Annotated in this window: 12 protein-coding genes and 2 rRNA genes; 13 read left to right on the top strand and 1 reads right to left on the bottom strand. The window is 70.1% G+C overall.

Features of this window, described 5'->3' with window-relative positions:
• Positions 1 to 36 precede the first annotated feature (36 nt).
• Positions 37 to 2,568: a phenylalanine--tRNA ligase subunit beta gene (gene pheT, locus Ae331Ps2_RS26175; RefSeq protein ID WP_075305855.1), complete on the top strand. Its 2,532-nt coding sequence runs from the start codon at positions 37 to 39 to the stop codon at positions 2,566 to 2,568.
• Positions 2,569 to 2,611: 43 nt separating this feature from the next.
• Here pheT and Ae331Ps2_RS26170 read toward each other — a convergent pair whose 3' ends face one another.
• Positions 2,612 to 3,436, bottom strand: a complete 825-nt coding sequence (locus tag Ae331Ps2_RS26170; RefSeq protein WP_075305857.1) for a hypothetical protein — start codon at positions 3,434 to 3,436, stop codon at positions 2,612 to 2,614.
• A 194-nt stretch (positions 3,437 to 3,630) separates the two neighbouring features.
• Here Ae331Ps2_RS26170 and argC point away from each other — a divergent pair, with 194 nt between their 5' ends.
• From argC to Ae331Ps2_RS26110, 12 genes are all read left to right on the top strand, one after another.
• The gene (gene argC, locus Ae331Ps2_RS26165; protein ID WP_170917146.1) at positions 3,631 to 4,665 is read left to right on the top strand and encodes an N-acetyl-gamma-glutamyl-phosphate reductase; all 1,035 of its coding nucleotides are present in this window, start codon (positions 3,631 to 3,633) and stop codon (positions 4,663 to 4,665) included.
• On the top strand, positions 4,662 to 5,834 hold the full coding sequence (gene argJ, locus Ae331Ps2_RS26160; RefSeq protein ID WP_020623713.1) for a bifunctional glutamate N-acetyltransferase/amino-acid acetyltransferase ArgJ: 1,173 nt from the start codon (positions 4,662 to 4,664) through the stop codon (positions 5,832 to 5,834). Before argC ends, argJ begins: the two co-directional genes overlap by 4 nt.
• Positions 5,835 to 5,868: 34 nt before the next feature.
• Positions 5,869 to 6,798 carry an acetylglutamate kinase gene (gene argB / locus Ae331Ps2_RS26155; protein WP_075311670.1) on the top strand — a complete coding sequence of 310 codons (930 nt, stop codon included), beginning with the start codon at positions 5,869 to 5,871 and terminating at the stop codon, positions 6,796 to 6,798.
• Positions 6,795 to 7,988 (top strand): acetylornithine transaminase, encoded by a 1,194-nt coding sequence (locus Ae331Ps2_RS26150; RefSeq protein ID WP_075305859.1) that lies wholly within the window; start codon positions 6,795 to 6,797, stop codon positions 7,986 to 7,988. The genes argB and Ae331Ps2_RS26150 overlap by 4 nt, the downstream gene beginning before the upstream one ends.
• Positions 7,988 to 8,911, top strand: coding sequence for an ornithine carbamoyltransferase (gene argF / locus Ae331Ps2_RS26145; RefSeq protein ID WP_020623716.1), 924 nt, complete (start codon positions 7,988 to 7,990; stop codon positions 8,909 to 8,911). Before Ae331Ps2_RS26150 ends, argF begins: the two co-directional genes overlap by 1 nt.
• A complete protein-coding gene (locus Ae331Ps2_RS26140; RefSeq protein ID WP_020623717.1) occupies positions 8,904 to 9,461 on the top strand; it encodes an arginine repressor in 558 nt (185 codons plus the stop codon). The genes argF and Ae331Ps2_RS26140 overlap by 8 nt, the downstream gene beginning before the upstream one ends.
• The gene (argH, locus tag Ae331Ps2_RS26135) at positions 9,458 to 10,903 is read left to right on the top strand and encodes an argininosuccinate lyase (RefSeq protein WP_020623718.1); all 1,446 of its coding nucleotides are present in this window, start codon (positions 9,458 to 9,460) and stop codon (positions 10,901 to 10,903) included. Before Ae331Ps2_RS26140 ends, argH begins: the two co-directional genes overlap by 4 nt.
• Positions 10,900 to 12,123, top strand: a complete 1,224-nt coding sequence (locus Ae331Ps2_RS26130) for an aminotransferase class I/II-fold pyridoxal phosphate-dependent enzyme (RefSeq protein WP_075305860.1) — start codon at positions 10,900 to 10,902, stop codon at positions 12,121 to 12,123. Before argH ends, Ae331Ps2_RS26130 begins: the two co-directional genes overlap by 4 nt.
• Positions 12,123 to 12,794 (top strand): DNA-3-methyladenine glycosylase, encoded by a 672-nt coding sequence (locus Ae331Ps2_RS26125; RefSeq protein WP_083696022.1) that lies wholly within the window; start codon positions 12,123 to 12,125, stop codon positions 12,792 to 12,794. Before Ae331Ps2_RS26130 ends, Ae331Ps2_RS26125 begins: the two co-directional genes overlap by 1 nt.
• Positions 12,795 to 12,840: 46 nt before the next feature.
• Positions 12,841 to 14,115, top strand: a complete 1,275-nt coding sequence (gene tyrS / locus Ae331Ps2_RS26120) for a tyrosine--tRNA ligase (RefSeq protein WP_170918276.1) — start codon at positions 12,841 to 12,843, stop codon at positions 14,113 to 14,115.
• Positions 14,116 to 14,551: 436 nt separating this feature from the next.
• Positions 14,552 to 16,071 (top strand): 16S ribosomal RNA (locus tag Ae331Ps2_RS26115).
• A gap of 315 nt (positions 16,072 to 16,386) precedes the next feature.
• Positions 16,387 to 19,477, top strand: a 23S ribosomal RNA gene (locus tag Ae331Ps2_RS26110).
• Together the 16S and 23S rRNA genes form the textbook arrangement of a ribosomal RNA operon.
• The last annotated feature ends 37 nt before the right edge of the window (positions 19,478 to 19,514 follow it).

Here is a 19,514-nt window from a genome sequence, read left to right as displayed (position 1 = left end):
CGGCCCACCCCGCTTCCACACGAGGAGTTCTGAGCAGTGCGAGTGTCCGCGTCCTGGCTCGCCCGGCACATCGACCCGGCGGCGCTGCCCGCCGGGCCCGAGGCGATCGGCGACGCCTTCGTCCGGGTCGGGCTGGAGGTCGAGGACATCCACCCGGCCCCCGCGATCACCGGGCCGGTGACCGTCGCCCGCGTGCAGGAGATCGAGGAGCTCACCGAGTTCAAGAAGCCGATCCGGTACTGCCGGGTGGGCTTCGGAACCCAGGGCGACGGCACCGAACGTCACCGGTACGTCGTCTGCGGTGCGCGCAACTTCGCCGTCGGCGACCTCGTCGTCGTCACCGAGCCGGGTGCCGTGCTCCCCGGCGACTTCGCGATCGCCCAGCGCACGACCTACGGCAAGGTCTCCGACGGCATGATCGCCTCGGCGAAGGAGCTCGGCCTCGGCGCCGACACCGGCGGCATCCTCGTGCTCCCGCCCGGCACTGCCGAGCCCGGCGACGACGCGCTGGAGGGCCTCGGGCTCACCGAGCCCGTCGTCGAGCTCGCCGTCACCCCGGACCGGGGCTACTGCTTCGCCGTCCGCGGCCTCGCCCGCGAGCTCGCGACCTCGCTCGACGCCGACTACACCGACCCGGTCACCAGGGTCGCCGTCCCGGACACCACCGGCGACGCCTGGCCGGTCCGGCTCGCCGACACCGACGCCTGCCCGCGGTTCGTCGCGCGGCGGGTCGACGGCGTCGACCCGGCCGCGCCCAGTCCGTGGTGGATGCAGCGCGCGCTGCTCTCGGCCGGGATGCGCCCGATCTCGCTGGTCGTCGACGTCACCAACTACGTGATGCTCGACCTCGGCCAGCCGCTGCACGCCTACGACGCGTCCCGGCTGAGCGGCGCCATCGAGGTCCGCCGCGCGACGACGGGGGAGAAGCTGCAGACCCTCGACGGTCAGACCCGCGCCCTGGACCCCGACGACCTGCTCATCACCGACGACTCCGGCCCGATCGGGCTCGCCGGCGTGATGGGCGGGGCGTCCACCGAGATCCCCGCGCCGGAGGACCTCGCCGACGGCGCCCGGGTCGACGTCCTGCTGGAGGCCGCGCACTTCTCGCCGCCGGTGATCGCGCGCGCCGCACGCCGGCACAAGCTGCCCAGCGAGGCGTCCAAGCGGTTCGAGCGGGTCGTGGACCCGGCGCTCCCGCCGGTCGCGGCCGAGCGTGCCGCGCAGCTGCTCGTCGAGCTCGGCGGCGGCACCCTCGCCGACGGGCGCACCGACGAAGGCGGGGTCCCCGCCGTCGCGAGCGTGCGGATGCCGCTGTCGATGCCCGACCGCGTCGCCGGGGTCGAGTACCCGCGCGGGTCCACCGTGCGGCGCCTGACCCAGGTCGGCTGCGCGATCTCCCTGGACACCGGCGCCGGCGGGGAGGGTGTCGTCGTCGCGACCCCGCCGACCTGGCGCCCGGACCTCACCATGGCCGCCGACCTGGTGGAGGAGGTGCTGCGGCTGGAGGGCTACGACGCCATCCCGTCGGTGCTGCCCGCCGCCCCGGCAGGGCGTGGCCTGACCGCCGCCCAGCAGCGCCGCCGCGCGGTGTCCCGGGCCCTCGCCGAGGCGGGCCACGTCGAGGTGCTGCCGTTCCCGTTCGTCTCCGACGCCGTCTGGGACGACCTGGGCCTGGCTGCCGACGACGAGCGCCGCCGCACCGTCGCCGTCACCAACCCGCTCGACGCCGAGCGGTCCCGGCTCGCGACGACCCTGCTCCCCGGCCTGCTCGACATGCTGGTGCGCAACCGTTCCCGCGGCGCCGAGGACCTCGCGCTGTACGCGATCGCGCAGGTCGTGCAGCCGGGGGAGACCACCCCCGCGATGCCCGACCCGGCCGTGACCGGCCGTCCCTCCGACGAGGAGTACGCCGCCCTGCGCGCCGCGCTGCCCGACCAGCCCGTGCACGTCGGGATCGTCCTCGCCGGGAACCGTGAGCCGCGCGGCTGGTGGGGCCCGGGCCGTCCGGCGTCCTGGTCCGACGCCGTCGAGGCGGCCCGGCTGACCGGCGCCGCCGCCGGGGTGGAGCTGCGGCCGCGCCGCGCCGAGCGGGCACCGTGGCACCCCGGCCGGTGCGCCGAGCTCGTCCTGGTCGACGCGGCCGGGACCGACACCGTCGTCGGGTACGCCGGTGAGCTGCACCCCAAGGTCGTCGAGGCGCTGGGGCTGCCGGCCCGCACCGCCGCGGCCGAGATCGACCTCGACGCGATCCCGCTGCGGGAGAACCTGCCGGTGCCGCGGGTGTCGGCGTTCCCGCCGGTCGCGGTGGACGTCGCGCTGGTCGCCGACGAGTCGGTCCCGGCGGCGGACCTCGCCGACGCGCTCACCGCGGGCGCGGGGGAGCTGCTGGAGTCGGTGCGGCTGTTCGACGTCTACACCGGTGACCAGGTCGGACAGGGGCGCCGTTCGCTGGCGTTCTCGCTGCGCCTGCGCGCCTCGGACCGCACGCTGACCAGCGAGGAGGCGAACGCCGCCCGCGACGCGGCGGTCGCCGAGGCCACGGCCCGGCACGGGGCCGCGCTGCGCTGAGTCCGGGCCCGCAGCGGTCCGTGCCGCGCCGGCCCCGGCCGGCTCAGCGCGGGACCGCCGCGGCCGCGGCCACCGCCGCGGCCCGCCACTGGTCCCGGGACGGGGTCCGCCCCGCAACCGCCACCGTCACGAGGTACCGGGCGGTGGCCAGCTGCAGGGTCGGCCCGGCGACGGTGTCGAGCACCGTCGCCGAGGTCCCCGCCGGCAGCCCGGTCACCGCGCTGCCGTGCCGCGCGGCGGCCACGTAGCCGGCAGGGGTGCTCCGGTTGGTCGTGTAGGCGTTCACCGACACCGTCACGCCGTCGGCGAGCGCGAAACAGGCCCGGGTGCGGGTGCCGTCGGTGCGGGTGACCACGGCGTTCGTCGCCGGCGCGACCGGTGGGCCGCCCAGCAACCCGGTCAGCGTCGCACGGTCGAGCAGGCACTCGTCGGCCACCACGTCGGAGGTCAGCGGGGCCGGTGCGGCCGGCGCGGCGGCCCGCGTGGGAGCGGCGCGCGCCGCGTCCGGTGCGGGCCGGGCCCGGCCGTCCGGGACACGGGACGCACCGTCCCCGACCGGCACCGGCGGCACCGTGCGGGCCGTGCCGTCCCCGCCGTCCCCGCCGTCCCCGCCGTCGGGGAGACCGGACGAGGGCGGAACCGGGACGGGCGGGACCGTCGTCGTCGGACGGCCGTCGGTGGTCGGGGCGGCGAGCGGCCCGTTCGACAGCGGCCCCGGCACCGTGAACGACGTCGGCGGCCGCCGCGTGGGCTCCACCGGAGCCGCCGCGGTCGAGGGCAGCGCCGGCCCCTGTCCGGTGGGCCACGGCGTCCCGGCCACGGTCGAGGCGCACCCGCCGAGCAGCCCCGCGAGCACCGCCGTGACCACCGCGGTGACCGCCGCCGTCGGGGTCGCCGACCGTCCCCGGGCAGGCGTTCCCGCGCCCGGTCCCACCCCGCGTGTCACCCGTCGCCGCACCCGCGGGAAACTAGGCGCCGGACGTGCCCGCCGGGCCCGGTTCCGCCCCGCCCGGTCGCGATCGCGAATCCCGATTGCATGGCTTTGCGTGGCCGTGCATACTCATCCACGTGGTACGCATCGCAGTGGCGGGAGCCAGTGGCTACGCCGGGGGAGAGCTCCTCCGGCTGCTGCTCGCACATCCCGAGGTGGAGATCGGCGCCCTCACGGCCGGCGGGAACGCGGGCACGCGTCTGGGCGAGCACCAGCCGCACCTGGCCCCGCTCGCGGACCGCGTCCTGGGCGAGAGCACGGCGGAGAACCTCGCCGGACACGACGCGGTGTTCCTGGCCCTGCCGCACGGCAAGTCCGCCGAGCTGGCGGCGCAGCTGGGGCCGGACACCCTCGTCGTGGACTGCGGGGCGGACCACCGCCTGACCGACCCGGCCGCCTGGGACCGGTGGTACGGCGGCGAGCACGCCGGGCACTGGCCCTACGGGCTGCCCGAGCTGCCCGGCGCCCGGGCGTCGCTGACCGGCACCAGGCGCGTCGCGGTGCCCGGCTGCTACCCGACCGGGACCAGCCTCGCGCTGGTCCCCGCGCTGGTCGCCGGCCTGGTCGCCCCCGAGGTCGTGATCACCGCGGTCACCGGCACCTCCGGTGCGGGCAAGTCGCTCAAGCCGCACCTGCTGGGCGCGGAGGTCATGGGGTCGCTGTCGGCGTACGGCGTCGGCGGTGTGCACCGGCACACCCCCGAGATCGCGCAGAACCTGTCCGCCGCGCTCGGCTCGCCCGTCTCGGTCAGCTTCACCCCGGTGCTCGCGCCGCTGCCGCGCGGCATCCTCGCCTCCTGCTCGGCCCTGCTGGCCGACCCGGCGACCGATGCGGCCGCGGTCCGGTCGGTCTACGAGAAGGCCTACGCCGACGAGCCGTTCGTGCACCTGCTGCCGGAGGGCCAGTGGCCCACCACGGCGCAGACCCTGGGCTCCAACAACGTCGCGCTGCAGGTCACCGTCGACGCCGACGCGGGCCGCCTCGTCGTCGTCTCGGCGATCGACAACCTGACCAAGGGCACCGCGGGCGGCGCCGTCCAGTGCATGAACCTGGCCCTCGGTCTGCCCGAGACCACCGGCCTGCCGACGACGGGAGTGGCGCCGTGAGCGTGACCGCAGCGAAGGGCTTCCGGGCCGCCGGGATCGCCGCCGGGATCAAGAAGTCCGGGCGGGCCGACCTGGCGCTCGTGGTGAACGACGGCCCGCGCACCGAGGCCGCCGGGGTCTTCACCCGCAACAAGGTCAAGGCCGCTCCCGTCCTGTGGTCGCAGCAGGTGCTGACCACCGGCTCGCTGCGCGCGGTGGTCCTCAACTCCGGCGGGGCGAACGCCTGCACCGGGGCCGAGGGCTTCCAGACGGCGCACGCCACCGCGGAGCAGGCCGCCGAGGTACTCGGCTGCGGTGCGATCGACGTCGCCGTGTGCTCCACCGGCCTCATCGGCGAGCAGCTCCCGCGGGAGACCCTGCTCGCCGGGGTCCGGACGGCCGCCGGGGAGCTGGCGTCGGGGCCCGAGGCCGGGTCCGCCGTCGCCGGCGCGATCATGACGACCGACACCGTCCCGAAGGAGTCCGTCGTCACCGATCCGGCCGGCTGGACCGTCGGGGGCACGACCAAGGGCGCCGGGATGATCGCCCCGTCGATGGCGACAATGCTCAGCGTGCTCACCACCGACGCGGTGCTCGACCGGGCGACGCTCGACGCCGCGCTGCGCGAGGCCGTCCGCTACAGCTTCGACCGGCTCGACGTCGACGGCTCGATGTCCACCAACGACACCGTGCTGGTGCTGGCCTCCGGCGCGTCCGGCGTCGAGGCCGACCCGGCGGTGTTCACCGCCGCGCTCACCCGCGTGTGCCGTGACCTCGCCGAGCAGATGCAGGCCGACGCCGAGGGCGTCACCAAGCGCATCACCGTGCGGGTCACCGGCGCCGCCTCCGAGGACGACGCGGTGACCGTCGCCCGCACGATCGCCCGCGACTCCCTGGTGAAGACCGCGATGTTCGGATCCGACCCCAACTGGGGCCGGGTCGCGGCCGCCGCCGGGTACGCCGACGCCGAGCTCGACCCCGAGCACCTCGACGTCACGATCAACGGCGTGCTGCTGTGCAAGGGCGCGGCCGTGGCCGGGGACCGGGCCGACTGCGACCTGTCCGGGAAGGACGTCCTGATCGAGGTCGGGCTGGGTCTGTCCGGCGGGGCCGAGGGACACACCGCGGAGATCAGGACCACCGACCTGTCACACGCCTACGTGGAGGAGAACAGTGCCTACTCCTCCTGAGCCGGTCGCCCCGGACGCGCTGCCCCAGCCGCAGATCGCGCGGTCCCCGGAGACCCCGGCCCGACTGAAGCGGGCGGGGGAGAAGGCGGGCGTGCTCGCCGAGGCGCTGCCCTGGCTGCAGCGGTTCCACGGCCGGATCGTCGTCGTCAAGTACGGCGGGAACGCCATGATCGACGAGGAGCTGAAGCAGGCCTTCGCCCGGGACATGGTGTTCCTGCGGCTCGCCGGCATCCACCCGGTCGTCGTGCACGGCGGCGGGCCACAGATCTCGGCCATGCTGAAGCGGCTCGGCATGCCCGGCGAGTTCCGCGGAGGCCTGCGCGTCACCACCCCGGAGACGATGGAGATCGTCCGGATGGTGCTGTTCGGCCAGGTCGGGCGCGAGCTCGTCGGGCTGATCAACGTCCACGGCCCGTTCGCCGTCGGGTTGTCCGGGGAGGACGCAGGACTGTTCACCGCCGAGAAGCGCACCGCGCTCGTCGGCGGCGAGCCCGTCGACATCGGCCTGGTCGGCGACGTCACGAAGGTCAACCCGGACGCGGTGCTGGACATCATCGCCGCGGGCCGCATCCCGGTCGTCGCGGGGGTCGCGCCGGACGCCGACGGCCAGGTCCACAACATCAACGCCGACAGCGCCGCCGCGGCGCTGGCCGGTGCGCTGGACGCCGCGAAGCTCGTGGTGCTCACCGACGTCGAGGGTCTCTACGCGAACTACCCCGACCCGGAGTCGATCATCACCTCGTTGACGGCGGACCAGCTGGAGCCGATGCTGCCCCGCCTGGAGAGCGGCATGGCCCCGAAGATGGAGGCCTGCCTGCGCGCCGTGCGCTCGGGCGTCGGACAGGCCCATGTGATCGACGGGCGGGTGCCGCACTCGGTCCTGCTCGAGGTGTTCACGCACGAGGGCGTCGGCACGATGGTGCTGCCGGACGCCCCCGGTGCCACGGCTGGGGGAACGACATGAACACGCACGCGCAGCGGTGGCAGGCCGCCCTGATGAACAACTACGGGATCCCGCCGCTGACCCTGGTCCGCGGCGAGGGCGCCCGGGTGTGGGACGCCGAGGGTCGCGCCTACCTGGACCTGTATGCGGGGCTCGCGGTCAACGCGCTCGGGCATGCGCACCCGGCCGTCGTCGAGGCGGTGTCCGAGCAGGTCCGCACCCTCGGCCACACCTCGAACTTCTTCATCACCGAGCCCGCGCTGCAGCTCGCCGAGCGGCTGCAGGCACTGCTCGGCCGCGACGACGCCCGCACCCTGCTCTGCAACTCCGGCACCGAGGCCAACGAGGCCGCCTTCAAGATCGCCCGCCGGACGGGCAGGCCGGAGATCATCGCCTGTGAGGGCGCGTTCCACGGCCGCACGATGGGCGCGCTCGCGCTGACCGGGCAGCCCGCCAAGCGGGCCCCGTTCGAGCCGATGCCCGCCGGGGTGAGGCACATCCCGTTCGGTGACGTCGCCGCAATCGACGCCGCGGTGACCGAGCGGACCGCCGCGGTGGTCCTGGAGCCGATCCTCGGCGAGGCCGGCGTGATCGTGCCTCCCGAGGGGTACCTGGCGCAGGCCCGGCGGATCACCGCCGAGCGCGGCGCGCTGCTCGTCCTCGACGAGGTGCAGACCGGCATCGGCCGCACCGGGTACTGGTTCGCCCACCAGGCGCACGGCGTCCTCCCGGACGTGGTCACCCTGGCCAAGGGCCTCGGTGGCGGCCTCCCGATCGGTGCCTGCATCGGGCTCGGCGCCGCCGCAGCCCTGCTCGAGCCCGGGCAGCACGGCACCACCTTCGGCGGCAACCCGGTGACCTGCGCCGCGGCGCTCGCCGTGCTCGACACGGTCGCGGCCGAGGGTCTGCTCGGCCACGTCGACCGGCTCGGCAAGGAGATCCGCAGCCGGATCGACGGTCTCGGCCACCCCCTCGTGGGCGACGTGTCCGGCGCCGGCCTGCACATCGGCATCGGCCTCACCGCGCCGGTCGCCGCGCAGGCCGCCGCGGCCGCCCGCGACGCCGGGTTCCTGATCAACAACGCCACCCCGGACCGGCTGCGGCTGGCCCCGGCCCTGACCCTGACCGACGACGAGGCCGAGGAGTTCCTGACGGCCTTCCCGGCGTTCCTCGACGCCGCCGCGGCCCAGCACGAGGGGCAGGGGAGCTGATGGTCCGCCACCTGCTGCGGGACGACGACCTGACCCCGGCCGAGCAGGCCGATGTCCTCGATCTCGCCGACCGGCTCAAGGCCGACCCCTTCGCCGAGAGCCCGCTGGCCGGCCCGCGTGCGGTGGGGGTCGTGTTCGACAAGTCCTCCACCCGCACCCGGGTGTCGTTCGAGGCCGGGATCACCCAGCTCGGTGGCACCGCGATCATCCTCGACGGCACGACCAGCCAGCTCGGGCGCGGCGAGACGATCTCCGACACCGCCCGGGTGCTGTCGCGCTACCTCGACGCGATCGTGTGGCGCACCAGCGGCCAGGAACGGATCGAGGAGATGGCCGCCGCGGCGACCGTGCCGGTGGTCAACGCGCTGACCGACACGTTCCACCCGTGCCAGATCCTGGCGGACCTGCAGACCGTGCGGGAGCGCTTCGGCCGCCTCGCCGGGCTCACCCTGACCTACCTCGGCGACGGCGCGAACAACATCGCCCACTCGCTGCTGCTCGGCGGGGCCACCGCCGGGCTGCACGTGCGGATCGCCGCGCCCGCCGGGTTCACCCCCGACGACGACGTGCTCCGCGACGCGAAGGCCCGGGCCGAGCAGACCGGCGGTTCGGTCGCACTCGTCGCGGACCCGGTGGCCGCCGTGGCGGGGGCCCAGGTCGTCGTCACCGACACCTGGACCTCGATGGGCCAGGAGGACGACGGCCTGGACCGGGTCGCGCCGTTCCGGCCGTACCAGGTCAACGCCGCCCTGCTGGAGCACGCCGCGCCGGACGCGATCGTGCTGCACTGCCTGCCGGCCCACCGCGGCGACGAGATCACCGACGAGGTCCTCGACGGCCCGGCCAGCGCCGTCTGGGACGAGGCCGAGAACCGGCTGCACGCGCAGAAGGCGCTGCTCGCCTGGCTCCTGCGGCATGGGTGAGACCGACCGCGACCGGAGGAACCCGGTCAACCGGGCCCGACGGCAGGCCGCCGTCATCGACGTGATCTGGAACCACCAGCTGAGCAGCCAGGTCGAGATCATCGGACTGCTCCACGAGCGGCACGGCATCGAGACGACCCAGGCCACGCTGTCGCGGGACCTCGACGAGCTCGGTGCGGTGAAGCTGCGCGGCGCCGACGGCGGGCAGCCGGTCTACCGCATCCCCGAGGACGGCAGCCCCGTGCGCGGCGTCGAGGGCGGCACCGGCCGGGTGGCCCGGTTGCTGGGGGAGCTGCTCGTGTCCGCCGACGCGAGTGGGAACCTGGCCGTCCTGCGTACCCCGCCGGGCGCGGCGCACTACCTCGCGAGCGCGCTCGACCGGGCCGCACTGCACGACGTCGTCGGCACCATCGCCGGGGACGACACGGTCATCGTCGTCGCCCGTGAGCCCCTCACCGGGGCGGAGCTGGCCGAGCGGCTGCAGGACCTGTCCCGGAGGGCCCACGCGGCCACCGGGGCGCACGACGAACGAGAAGGAGACCCGACATGACCGACGCGGACCCCCGACGGGGCGCGGTCGCCGGTGGCGGAGCGCTGTGGGGTGGCCGGTTCGCGTCCGGTCCGGCCGATGCGCTCGCGGCGCTGTCGAAGTCCACCCACTTCGACTGGGCACTGGCCCCCTACGACATCCGCGGCTCGAAGGCGCACGCCCGGGTCCTGCACCGCGCCGGTCTGCTGACCGACGAGGAGCTGTCGGGGATGCACAAGGCACTCGACGAGCTCGCCGCCGATGTCGCCTCCGGGGCGTTCGGCCCCGACCCGGGCGACGAGGACGTGCACACCGCACTCGAGCGCGGCCTGATCGAGCGGGCGGGTGCCGACCTGGGCGGGAAGCTGCGGGCCGGTCGCTCGCGCAACGACCAGGTCGCCACCCAGTTCCGGATGTGGCTGCGCGACGCCGTGCGGCGGGTCGGTTCCGGTGTGCTCGACGTCGTCGACGCACTCGTCGACCAGGCGCAGGCGCACCCCGACGCCCCGATGCCCGGCCGCACGCACCTGCAGCACGCGCAGCCGGTGCTGCTCGGCCACCAGCTCGCCGCGCACGCCCAGGCCCTGCTGCGCGACGTCGACCGGCTGGCCGACTGGGACCGGCGCAGCGCCTGGTCGCCGTACGGCTCCGGCGCGCTCGCCGGTTCCTCGCTCGGGCTCGACCCGGAGGCCGTCGCCGCCGAGCTCGGCTTCACCGGGTCCTCGGCCAACTCGATCGACGGGACCGCCGCGCGCGACTTCGCGGCCGAGGCCGCGTTCGTCCTCGCGATGATCGGCGTCGACCTGTCGCGGCTGTCGGAGGAGGTCATCCTCTGGGCGACGGCCGAGTTCGGCTACGTCACCCTCGACGACGCGTTCTCCACCGGCAGCTCGATCATGCCGCAGAAGAAGAACCCCGACGTGGCCGAGCTGGCACGTGGGAAGTCCGGCCGGCTGGTCGGCAACCTCGCCGGGCTCATGACCACCCTCAAGGGGCTCCCGCTGGCCTACAACCGGGATCTGCAGGAGGACAAGGAGCCGCTGTTCGACTCGGTCGCGCAGCTGGAGCTCCTGCTCCCCGCGGTCGCCGGGATGGTGGCCACCCTGACCTTCCACACCGAGCGGCTCGCCGAGCTGGCCCCGGCCGGGTTCACCCTGGCCACCGACGTCGCCGAGTGGCTCGTCCGGCAGGGCGTGCCGTTCCGGGTGGCCCACGAGGCCGCGGGCGGCTGCGTCCGCGCCGCCGAGGCCCGCGGCGTCGGACTGGAGGACCTGACCGACGCCGAGCTGGCCGCCGTGCACCCGGCACTGGACCCGAGTGTGCGCGAGGTACTGACCGTGGAAGGCTCCATCGCGTCGCGGAACGCCCGCGGTGGGACGGCCGGCGACCGGGTCGCCGAGCAGCTCACCGACCTGCGTACCGCGGTCGGAGCAGCGCGAGAGTTCACCGGAGGAACCGCATGACCGACCCTGCCGCAGCCTACGAGGAGCTCAAGGCCGCCGGCCTGAAGCTCGACCTGACGCGGGGCAAGCCGTCCGCGCAGCAGCTGGACCTGTCCCACGAGCTGCTCGGCCTGCCGGGCGCGGGACAGTTCCGCGCGGCCGACGGCACCGACATCCGCAACTACGGCGGCGGCCAGGGTCTGCCCGAGCTGCGCGAGATCTTCGCGCCGTCGCTCCAGGTCCCGGTCGGGCAGCTGGTGGCGGCCAACAACTCCAGCCTCGAGCTCATGCACGACACCCTCGTGCACGCGCTGCTGACCGCGCTGCCCGGCGCCCCGACCCGCTGGGTCGACGCCGGCCGCGTGGCGTTCATCGCCCCGGTCCCCGGTTACGACCGGCACTACGGCGTGTGCGAGCGCCTGGGGATCGACGTGGTCACCGTCGGCATGACCGCCGACGGCCCCGACATGGACGAGGTCGAGCGGCTCGTCGCCGAGGACCCGTCGATCAAGGGCATCTGGTGCGTGCCGAAGTACTCGAACCCCGACGGCGTCGTCTACTCCGACGAGGTCGTGCGCCGGTTGGCCACCATGCCGACCGCCGCCCCGGACTTCCGGATCATGTGGGACAACGCCTACGCGGTGCACCACCTGACCACCGAGGAGATCGAGATCGCCGACGTCCTCGCGCTCGCGGCCGAGGCGGGCAACCCGGACCGGCCGTTCGTCTTCGGGTCCACCTCGAAGATCACCCTCGCCGGTGCGGGCGTCGCGTTCTTCGGTGCCTCGCAGGCGAACGTCGACTGGTGGCTGAAGCTGGCGTCGAAGAAGACGATCGGCCCGGACAAGGTCAACCACCTCCGTCATGCGCTGTTCCTCAAGGACGCCGCCGGGCTGCGTGCGCACATGGCCGCGCACCGCGAGCTGATCGCCCCGAAGTTCGCCGCGGTCGATCGTCTGCTGACCGAGGCGTTCGCCGACGTCGACGGCGTGACCTGGACGAAGCCGAAGGGCGGCTACTTCGTGAGCCTGACCGTCCCGGACGGCCTCGCCTCGGAGGTCGTGCGCCTGGCCAAGGAGGCGGGCATCGTCCTGACCCCGGCCGGTGCGACGCACCCCTACGGCAAGGACCCGCAGGACGCGACCATCCGTCTCGCCCCGACCCTGCCCCCGCTCGACGAGGTCGAGAAGGCCATGGCCGGTGTCGTGACCTGCGTGCAGCTGGCGCTCGCACGCCGCTGATGGCGGACGACGACCACACGGCGGGGCCCGGCCGGGACGACCGGCCGGGCCCCGCCGGTCTGCTGGACCGTTCGGTGCTGGCCGTCGACGTCCTGCCCGCCGCGCGACGCCTGCTCGGCTGCGTCCTCGAGGCCGACACCCCCGACGGCACGGTCGCGGTGCGGCTGGTCGAGGTGGAGGCCTACCGGGGCCGCGATGACCCCGCGTCGCACTGCTACCGCGGCCGGACCCCGCGCAACGCGGTGATGTTCGGCCCGCCCGGCCACCTGTACGTCTACTTCGTCTACGGCATGCACTTCTGCGCGAACGTGTCGTGCCTGCCCGACGGCGAGCCGGGCGCTGTCCTGCTGCGCGCCGGCGAGCTGCTCACCGACCCGGGGGTGGCCCGCCAGCGCCGGCCCACCGCCCGCCGCGACGCCGACCTGGCCCGCGGACCCGCACGGCTGGCCGCGCTCCTCGGGCTGCGTCGCGAGGACGACGGGACCGACGTCACCGACCCGGCCTCCCGGGTACGGCTGCGAATGGGGCCCCCGCTCGGTCCGGAGATCGTCCGGTCCGGACCCCGGGTGGGCGTCGCCGCGGCGGTCGAGCTGCCGTGGCGGTACTGGGTCGACGGCTCGCCCGCGGTCAGCCCGTACCGGGCCGGGACGCGCCGTCGTCGCAGCGCCTGAGGAACCCGCGTGCACGCGCCGCGGCGGCCCGACCAAGATGGGCACCGTGGGTACCGACATCCTCGACGACCTGGAGTGGCGCGGCCTGATCGCGCAGAGCACCGACCGCGACGCGCTCGCGAAGGAGCTCGCCGCCGGCGACCCGGTGTCGATCTATGCCGGGTTCGACCCGACCGCGTCCAGCCTGCACGCCGGGCACCTGATCCCGATGCTGACGCTGCGCCGGTTCCAGGAGGCCGGCCACCGGCCGGTGATCCTCGCGGGCGGCGCGACCGGCATGATCGGCGATCCGCGTGACGTGGGGGAGCGGACGCTCAACGACGCCGCGACCGTGGCCGACTGGACGAACCTGATCCGCGGACAGCTGGAGCGCTTCGTCTCCTTCGACGGCGGACCGACCGGCGCCACCGCCGTCAACAACCTGGACTGGACCGGGCAGCAGACGGTCCTGGAGTTCCTGCGCGACCTCGGCAAGCACTTCCCGGTCAGCACGATGATCTCGCGGGACACGGTGAAGCGTCGCCTCGCCGGCGACGGGATGTCCTACACCGAGTTCAGCTACCTGCTGCTGCAGGCCCAGGACTACCTGCACCTCTACCGCGAGCTCGGGGTGCGGCTGCAGATCGGCGGGTCCGACCAGTGGGGCAACATCGTCGGCGGTGTCGACCTCATCCGTCGGGTGACCGGTGACCACGTCCACGCGCTGACCCTGCGGCTGGTCACCGACTCCGAGGGCCGCAAGTTCGGCAAGTCCACCGGGGGCGGCAACGTCTGGCTCGACCCGGACCGCACCTCGCCGTACGCCTGGTACCAGTACTTCGTGAACGTCGCCGACGCCGACGCGATCACCTACCTGAAGCTCTTCACCTTCCTCGACCGCGCCGAGATCGAGGCGCTGGAGACCGAGCTGGCCGAGAAGCCGCACCTGCGCGGCGCGCAACGGCGTCTCGCCGCCGAGCTGACGACGTTGGTGCACGGCGAGGAGCAGACGAGGCAGGTGACGACCGCGAGCCAGGCCCTGTTCGGCCGGGCGGAGCTCACCGACCTGGACGCGGCCACCCTCGGCGCCGCGCTCGCCGAGGTGCCGACGGCCGACGCCGGCCCGGCCGACACGATCGTCGACCTGCTCGTCGCCACCGGCCTGACCGACAGCAAGGGCGCCGCGCGTCGTGCGGTGAAGGAGGGCGGCGCGTACGTCAACAACGTCAAGATCGTCGACGAGGAGTGGGTGCCGGGTGCCGGTGACGTCCTCGACGGCGGCTGGCTGGTGGTGCGCCGGGGGAAGCGCAACCTGGCCGGTGTGCGGGTCCGAGCGGCCTGATCGGCCGTTGACCTGCAAGAACACCGGAAGGGGACCCCCCCTGTTCAACGGCTCCGGAACATCCTGTAACTTTCTCGATGTCGCCAGGACGGGACGGACGAGAGCGAGACCGGCCGACAGGCCAGGGACGCGGATCCGGACCGGAGGCGACGGCCCAGGAACTCCACTTCGGTGTAGATCCGGCCGCCCGGAGTGAGGCTTGACGCCGCTCTCCGGTACACGTAGCATAAGAGAGTTGCCTCCTCGCGGGGCCGACTCTGACGCCCCGGGGCGACGGCCATCAGGCCCGGTCCCCGAGCGCGGGTGTCTTTTGAGAACTCAACAGTGTGTCGAGCTATATTGAATCGGTTTGGCGTTTTGTGCCAGATTGTTTGTTTGGTTGCAGCATTCGATCCCGTCGGGTGTTGTGGCTAGTTGTTTGTTGCAAGTCAGGGTTTTGTTGGAGAGTTTGATCCTGGCTCAGGACGAACGCTGGCGGCGTGCTTAACACATGCAAGTCGAGCGGTAAGGCCCTTTCGGGGGTACACGAGCGGCGAACGGGTGAGTAACACGTGGGTGACCTGCCCTCCACTCTGGGATAAGCCTGGGAAACTGGGTCTAATACCGGATAGGACCACTGGCTGCATGGTTGGTGGTGGAAAGTTTTTTCGGTGGGGGATGGGCCCGCGGCCTATCAGCTTGTTGGTGGGGTGATGGCCTACCAAGGCGGTGACGGGTAGCCGGCCTGAGAGGGCGACCGGCCACACTGGGACTGAGACACGGCCCAGACTCCTACGGGAGGCAGCAGTGGGGAATATTGCGCAATGGGCGGAAGCCTGACGCAGCGACGCCGCGTGGGGGATGACGGCCTTCGGGTTGTAAACCTCTTTCGCCAGGGACGAAGAGTGATTGACGGTACCTGGAGAAGAAGCACCGGCCAACTACGTGCCAGCAGCCGCGGTAACACGTAGGGTGCGAGCGTTGTCCGGAATTATTGGGCGTAAAGAGCTCGTAGGCGGTGTGTCGCGTCGGCCGTGAAAACTTGGGGCTTAACTCTGAGCGTGCGGTCGATACGGGCATCACTTGAGTTCGGCAGGGGAGACTGGAATTCCTGGTGTAGCGGTGAAATGCGCAGATATCAGGAGGAACACCGGTGGCGAAGGCGGGTCTCTGGGCCGATACTGACGCTGAGGAGCGAAAGCGTGGGGAGCGAACAGGATTAGATACCCTGGTAGTCCACGCCGTAAACGTTGGGCGCTAGGTGTGGGGACCATTCCACGGTTTCTGTGCCGCAGCTAACGCATTAAGCGCCCCGCCTGGGGAGTACGGCCGCAAGGCTAAAACTCAAAGGAATTGACGGGGGCCCGCACAAGCGGCGGAGCATGTGGATTAATTCGATGCAACGCGAAGAACCTTACCTGGGTTTGACATGCACCAGACATCCCTAGAGATAGGGCTTCCCTTGTGGTTGGTGTGCAGGTGGTGCATGGCTGTCGTCAGCTCGTGTCGTGAGATGTTGGGTTAAGTCCCGCAACGAGCGCAACCCTTGTTCCATGTTGCCAGCACGTTATGGTGGGGACTCATGGGAGACTGCCGGGGTCAACTCGGAGGAAGGTGGGGATGACGTCAAGTCATCATGCCCCTTATGTCCAGGGCTTCACACATGCTACAATGGCTCATACAGAGGGCTGCGAGACCGTGAGGTGGAGCGAATCCCTTAAAGTGAGTCTCAGTTCGGATCGGGGTCTGCAACTCGACCCCGTGAAGTTGGAGTCGCTAGTAATCGCAGATCAGCAACGCTGCGGTGAATACGTTCCCGGGCCTTGTACACACCGCCCGTCACGTCACGAAAGTTGGTAACACCCGAAGCCGGCGGCCCAACCCTTGTGGAGGGAGCTGTCGAAGGTGGGACTGGCGATTGGGACGAAGTCGTAACAAGGTAGCCGTACCGGAAGGTGCGGCTGGATCACCTCCTTTCTAAGGAGTCCCATCATGTGATGGGGCATCACATGGCTCTGCAGGGTTTTGCTCTGTGGGTTTCTGTGGTTCCTTCATTGAATCGCATCATCAGCTCCGTCTGTGGGTTGGGTGCGTTGGGTGGAACGCAGTTCGTTGGACCGGTTTGGCTTGGCACACTGTTGGGTCCTGAGGAGACACCTGGTGAACGGGTTGTTTTCTTTGGCCGCTCTGGTCGGGGGCTTCCTAACGCCTGCTTGTGGTGGGTGGTGGTTGTTCTTGGTTGGGTGTGGTTGTGGGTTGAGTGTTGCATAGTGGATGCGAGCATCTTGTTGTGGTCAAGTTGTTAAGAGCACATGGTGGATGCCTGGGCATCAGGAGCCGATGAAGGACGTGGGAGGCCGCGATAGGCCTCGGGGAGCTGTCAACCGAGCTGTGATCCGAGGGTGTCCGAATGGGGAAACCCAGCGCCCGTCATGGGGCGTTACCCGTACCTGAATTCATAGGGTGCGTGGAGGGAACGTGGGGAAGTGAAACATCTCAGTACCCACAGGAAGAGAAAACAATAGTGATTCCGTGAGTAGTGGCGAGCGAAAGCGGATGAGGCTAAACCGTGTCCGTGTCAAGCCGGCAGGCGTTGCGGGTGCGGGGTTGTGAGGCGTGTCGTTCATCTTCTGCCGAGGGTGGGACAGCATGAACCGGTGTTAGCGGAACGATTCTGGGATGGTCGGCCGTAGTGGGTGATAGCCCCGTACGCGAAAATGTTTGGTTCTGTTGTGGGCATTGTTCTCGAGTAGCAGCGAGCCCGTGAAATTCGCTGTGAATCTGGCGGGACCACCCGTCAAGCCTAAATACTACCTGGTGACCGATAGCGGACAAGTACCGTGAGGGAAAGGTGAAAAGTACCCCGGGAGGGGAGTGAAATAGTACCTGAAACCGTGTGCTTACAAGCCGTCAGAGCCTTGCGGGGTGATGGCGTGCCTTTTGAAGAATGAGCCTGCGAGTTATGCTTCGTGGCGAGGTTAACCTGTGTGGGGTAGCCGTAGCGAAAGCGAGTCCGAATAGGGCGGTTGAGTCGCGGGGTGTAGACCCGAAGCGGAGTGATCTACCCATGGCCAGGGTGAAGCGTCGGTAAGACGTCGTGGAGGCCCGAACCCACCAGGGTTGAAAACCTGGGGGATGAGCTGTGGGTAGGGGTGAAAGGCCAATCAAACTTCGTGATAGCTGGTTCTCCCCGAAATGCATTTAGGTGCAGCGTCGTGTGTTTCTCGCCGGAGGTAGAGCACTGGATGGCCTAGGGGGCCGACAAGCTTACCGAAGTCAGCTAAACTCCGAATGCCGGTGAGTGAGAGCGCGGCAGTGAGACTGCGGGGGATAAGCTTCGTGGTCGAGAGGGAAACAGCCCAGATCACCGGCTAAGGCCCCTAAGCGTGCGCTAAGTGGGAAAGGATGTGGGATCGCCCGGACAACCAGGAGGTTGGCTTAGAAGCAGCCACCCTTGAAAGAGTGCGTAATAGCTCACTGGTCAAGTGGTCCTGCGCCGACAATGTAGCGGGGCTCAAGCGCACCGCCGAAGCCGTGGCAATGACATCTTTGTGGTGTTGTTGGGTAGGGGAGCGTCCTGCGTCTGGTGAAGCCCGGGAGTGATTTACGGGTGGAGGGTGTGGGAGTGAGAATGCAGGCATGAGTAGCGAATGCAGAGTGAGAATCTCTGCCGCCGGATGACCAAGGGTTCCTGGGCCAGGTTGTTCCGCCCAGGGTGAGCCGGGACCTAAGGCGAGGCCGTCAGGCGTAGTCGATGGACAACGGGTTGATATTCCCGTGCTCGTGATAGTGCGTCCATGCCGAGGCTGGTGATGCTAACCATCCGAACCCACCTTCGCTCCTTCGGGAGTGTTGTTTGTGGGGGAGCGTGGGATCCGATCTGGTAGTAGGCAAGTGATGGGGTGACGCAGGAGGGTAGCTCCGCCACGCGGTGGTTGTCGTGGTGTAAGCCTGTAGCCTGATCTCCTAGGTAAATCCGGGGGGTCGTGAAGGGTGAGAGGTGATGCGTAGCCGATTGAGGCGAAGAGGGTGATCCCATGCTGTCGAGAAAAGCCTCTAGCGAGTGCTGTTGCGGCCCGTACCCCAAACCGACACAGGTGGTCAGGTAGAGAATACCGAGGCGATCGAGCGAACTGTGGTTAAGGAATTCGGCAAAATACCTCCGTAACTTCGGGAGAAGGAGGGCCGGTTGTCTTGATGCCCCGTGCGGGCTAGGGATGGCCGGTCGCAGAGACCAGGCCCAAGCGACTGTTTACTAAAAACACAGGTCCGTGCGAAGTCGCAAGACGATGTATACGGACTGACGCCTGCCCGGTGCTGGAACGTTAAGAGGACCTGTTAGTCCCCTTGTGGGGCGAAGCGGAGAATTTAAGCGCCAGTAAACGGCGGTGGTAACTATAACCATCCTAAGGTAGCGAAATTCCTTGTCGGGTAAGTTCCGACCTGCACGAATGGCGTAACGACTTGGGCGCTGTCTCGACCACAGACTCGGCGAAATTGCACTACGAGTAAAGATGCTCGTTACGCGCGGCAGGACGGAAAGACCCCGGGACCTTTACTATAGCTTGGTATTGGTGCTCGGTTCGGCTTGTGTAGGATAGGTGGGAGACTGTGAAGCTATCACGCCAGTGGTGGTGGAGTCGTTGTTGAAATACCACTCTGGTCGAATTGGGTGTCTTAACCTCGGGCCATGATCTGGTTCAGGGACAGTGCCTGGTGGGTAGTTTAACTGGGGCGGTTGCCTCCCAAAGAGTAACGGAGGCGCCCAAAGGTTCCCTCAGCCTGGTTGGCAATCAGGTGTTGAGTGTAAGTGCACAAGGGAGCTTGACTGTGAGACTGACGGGTCGAGCAGGGACGAAAGTCGGGACTAGTGATCCGGCACCACCTTGTGGAAGGGGTGTCGCTCAACGGATAAAAGGTACCCCGGGGATAACAGGCTGATCTTGCCCAAGAGTCCATATCGACGGCATGGTTTGGCACCTCGATGTCGGCTCGTCGCATCCTGGGGCTGGAGTAGGTCCCAAGGGTTGGGCTGTTCGCCCATTAAAGCGGTACGCGAGCTGGGTTTAGAACGTCGTGAGACAGTTCGGTCCCTATCCGCCGCGCGCGTTGGAGACTTGAGGAAGGCTGTCCCTAGTACGAGAGGACCGGGACGGACGAACCTCTGGTGTGCCAGTTGTCCCGCCAGGGGCACGGCTGGTTGGCTATGTTCGGGAGGGATAACCGCTGAAGGCATCTAAGCGGGAAGCCTGTTCCAAGATGAGGTCTCCCACCACCTTTGAGTGGGTAAGGCTCCCAGGAGATGACTGGGTTGATAGGCCGGAGATGGAAGCCCTGTGAGGGGTGGAGTTGACCGGTACTAATAGGCCGAGGGCTTGCCACAACGAGTTGTTCGCATCCACTGTGTGACCCTGAGCCCA

The organism is Pseudonocardia sp. Ae331_Ps2, from assembly GCF_001932405.1.
In the GTDB taxonomy this organism is placed as follows: domain Bacteria; phylum Actinomycetota; class Actinomycetes; order Mycobacteriales; family Pseudonocardiaceae; genus Pseudonocardia.
Note: the sequence above shows the minus strand (reverse complement) of the source record. Positions and strands in the feature narration are given on the sequence as shown.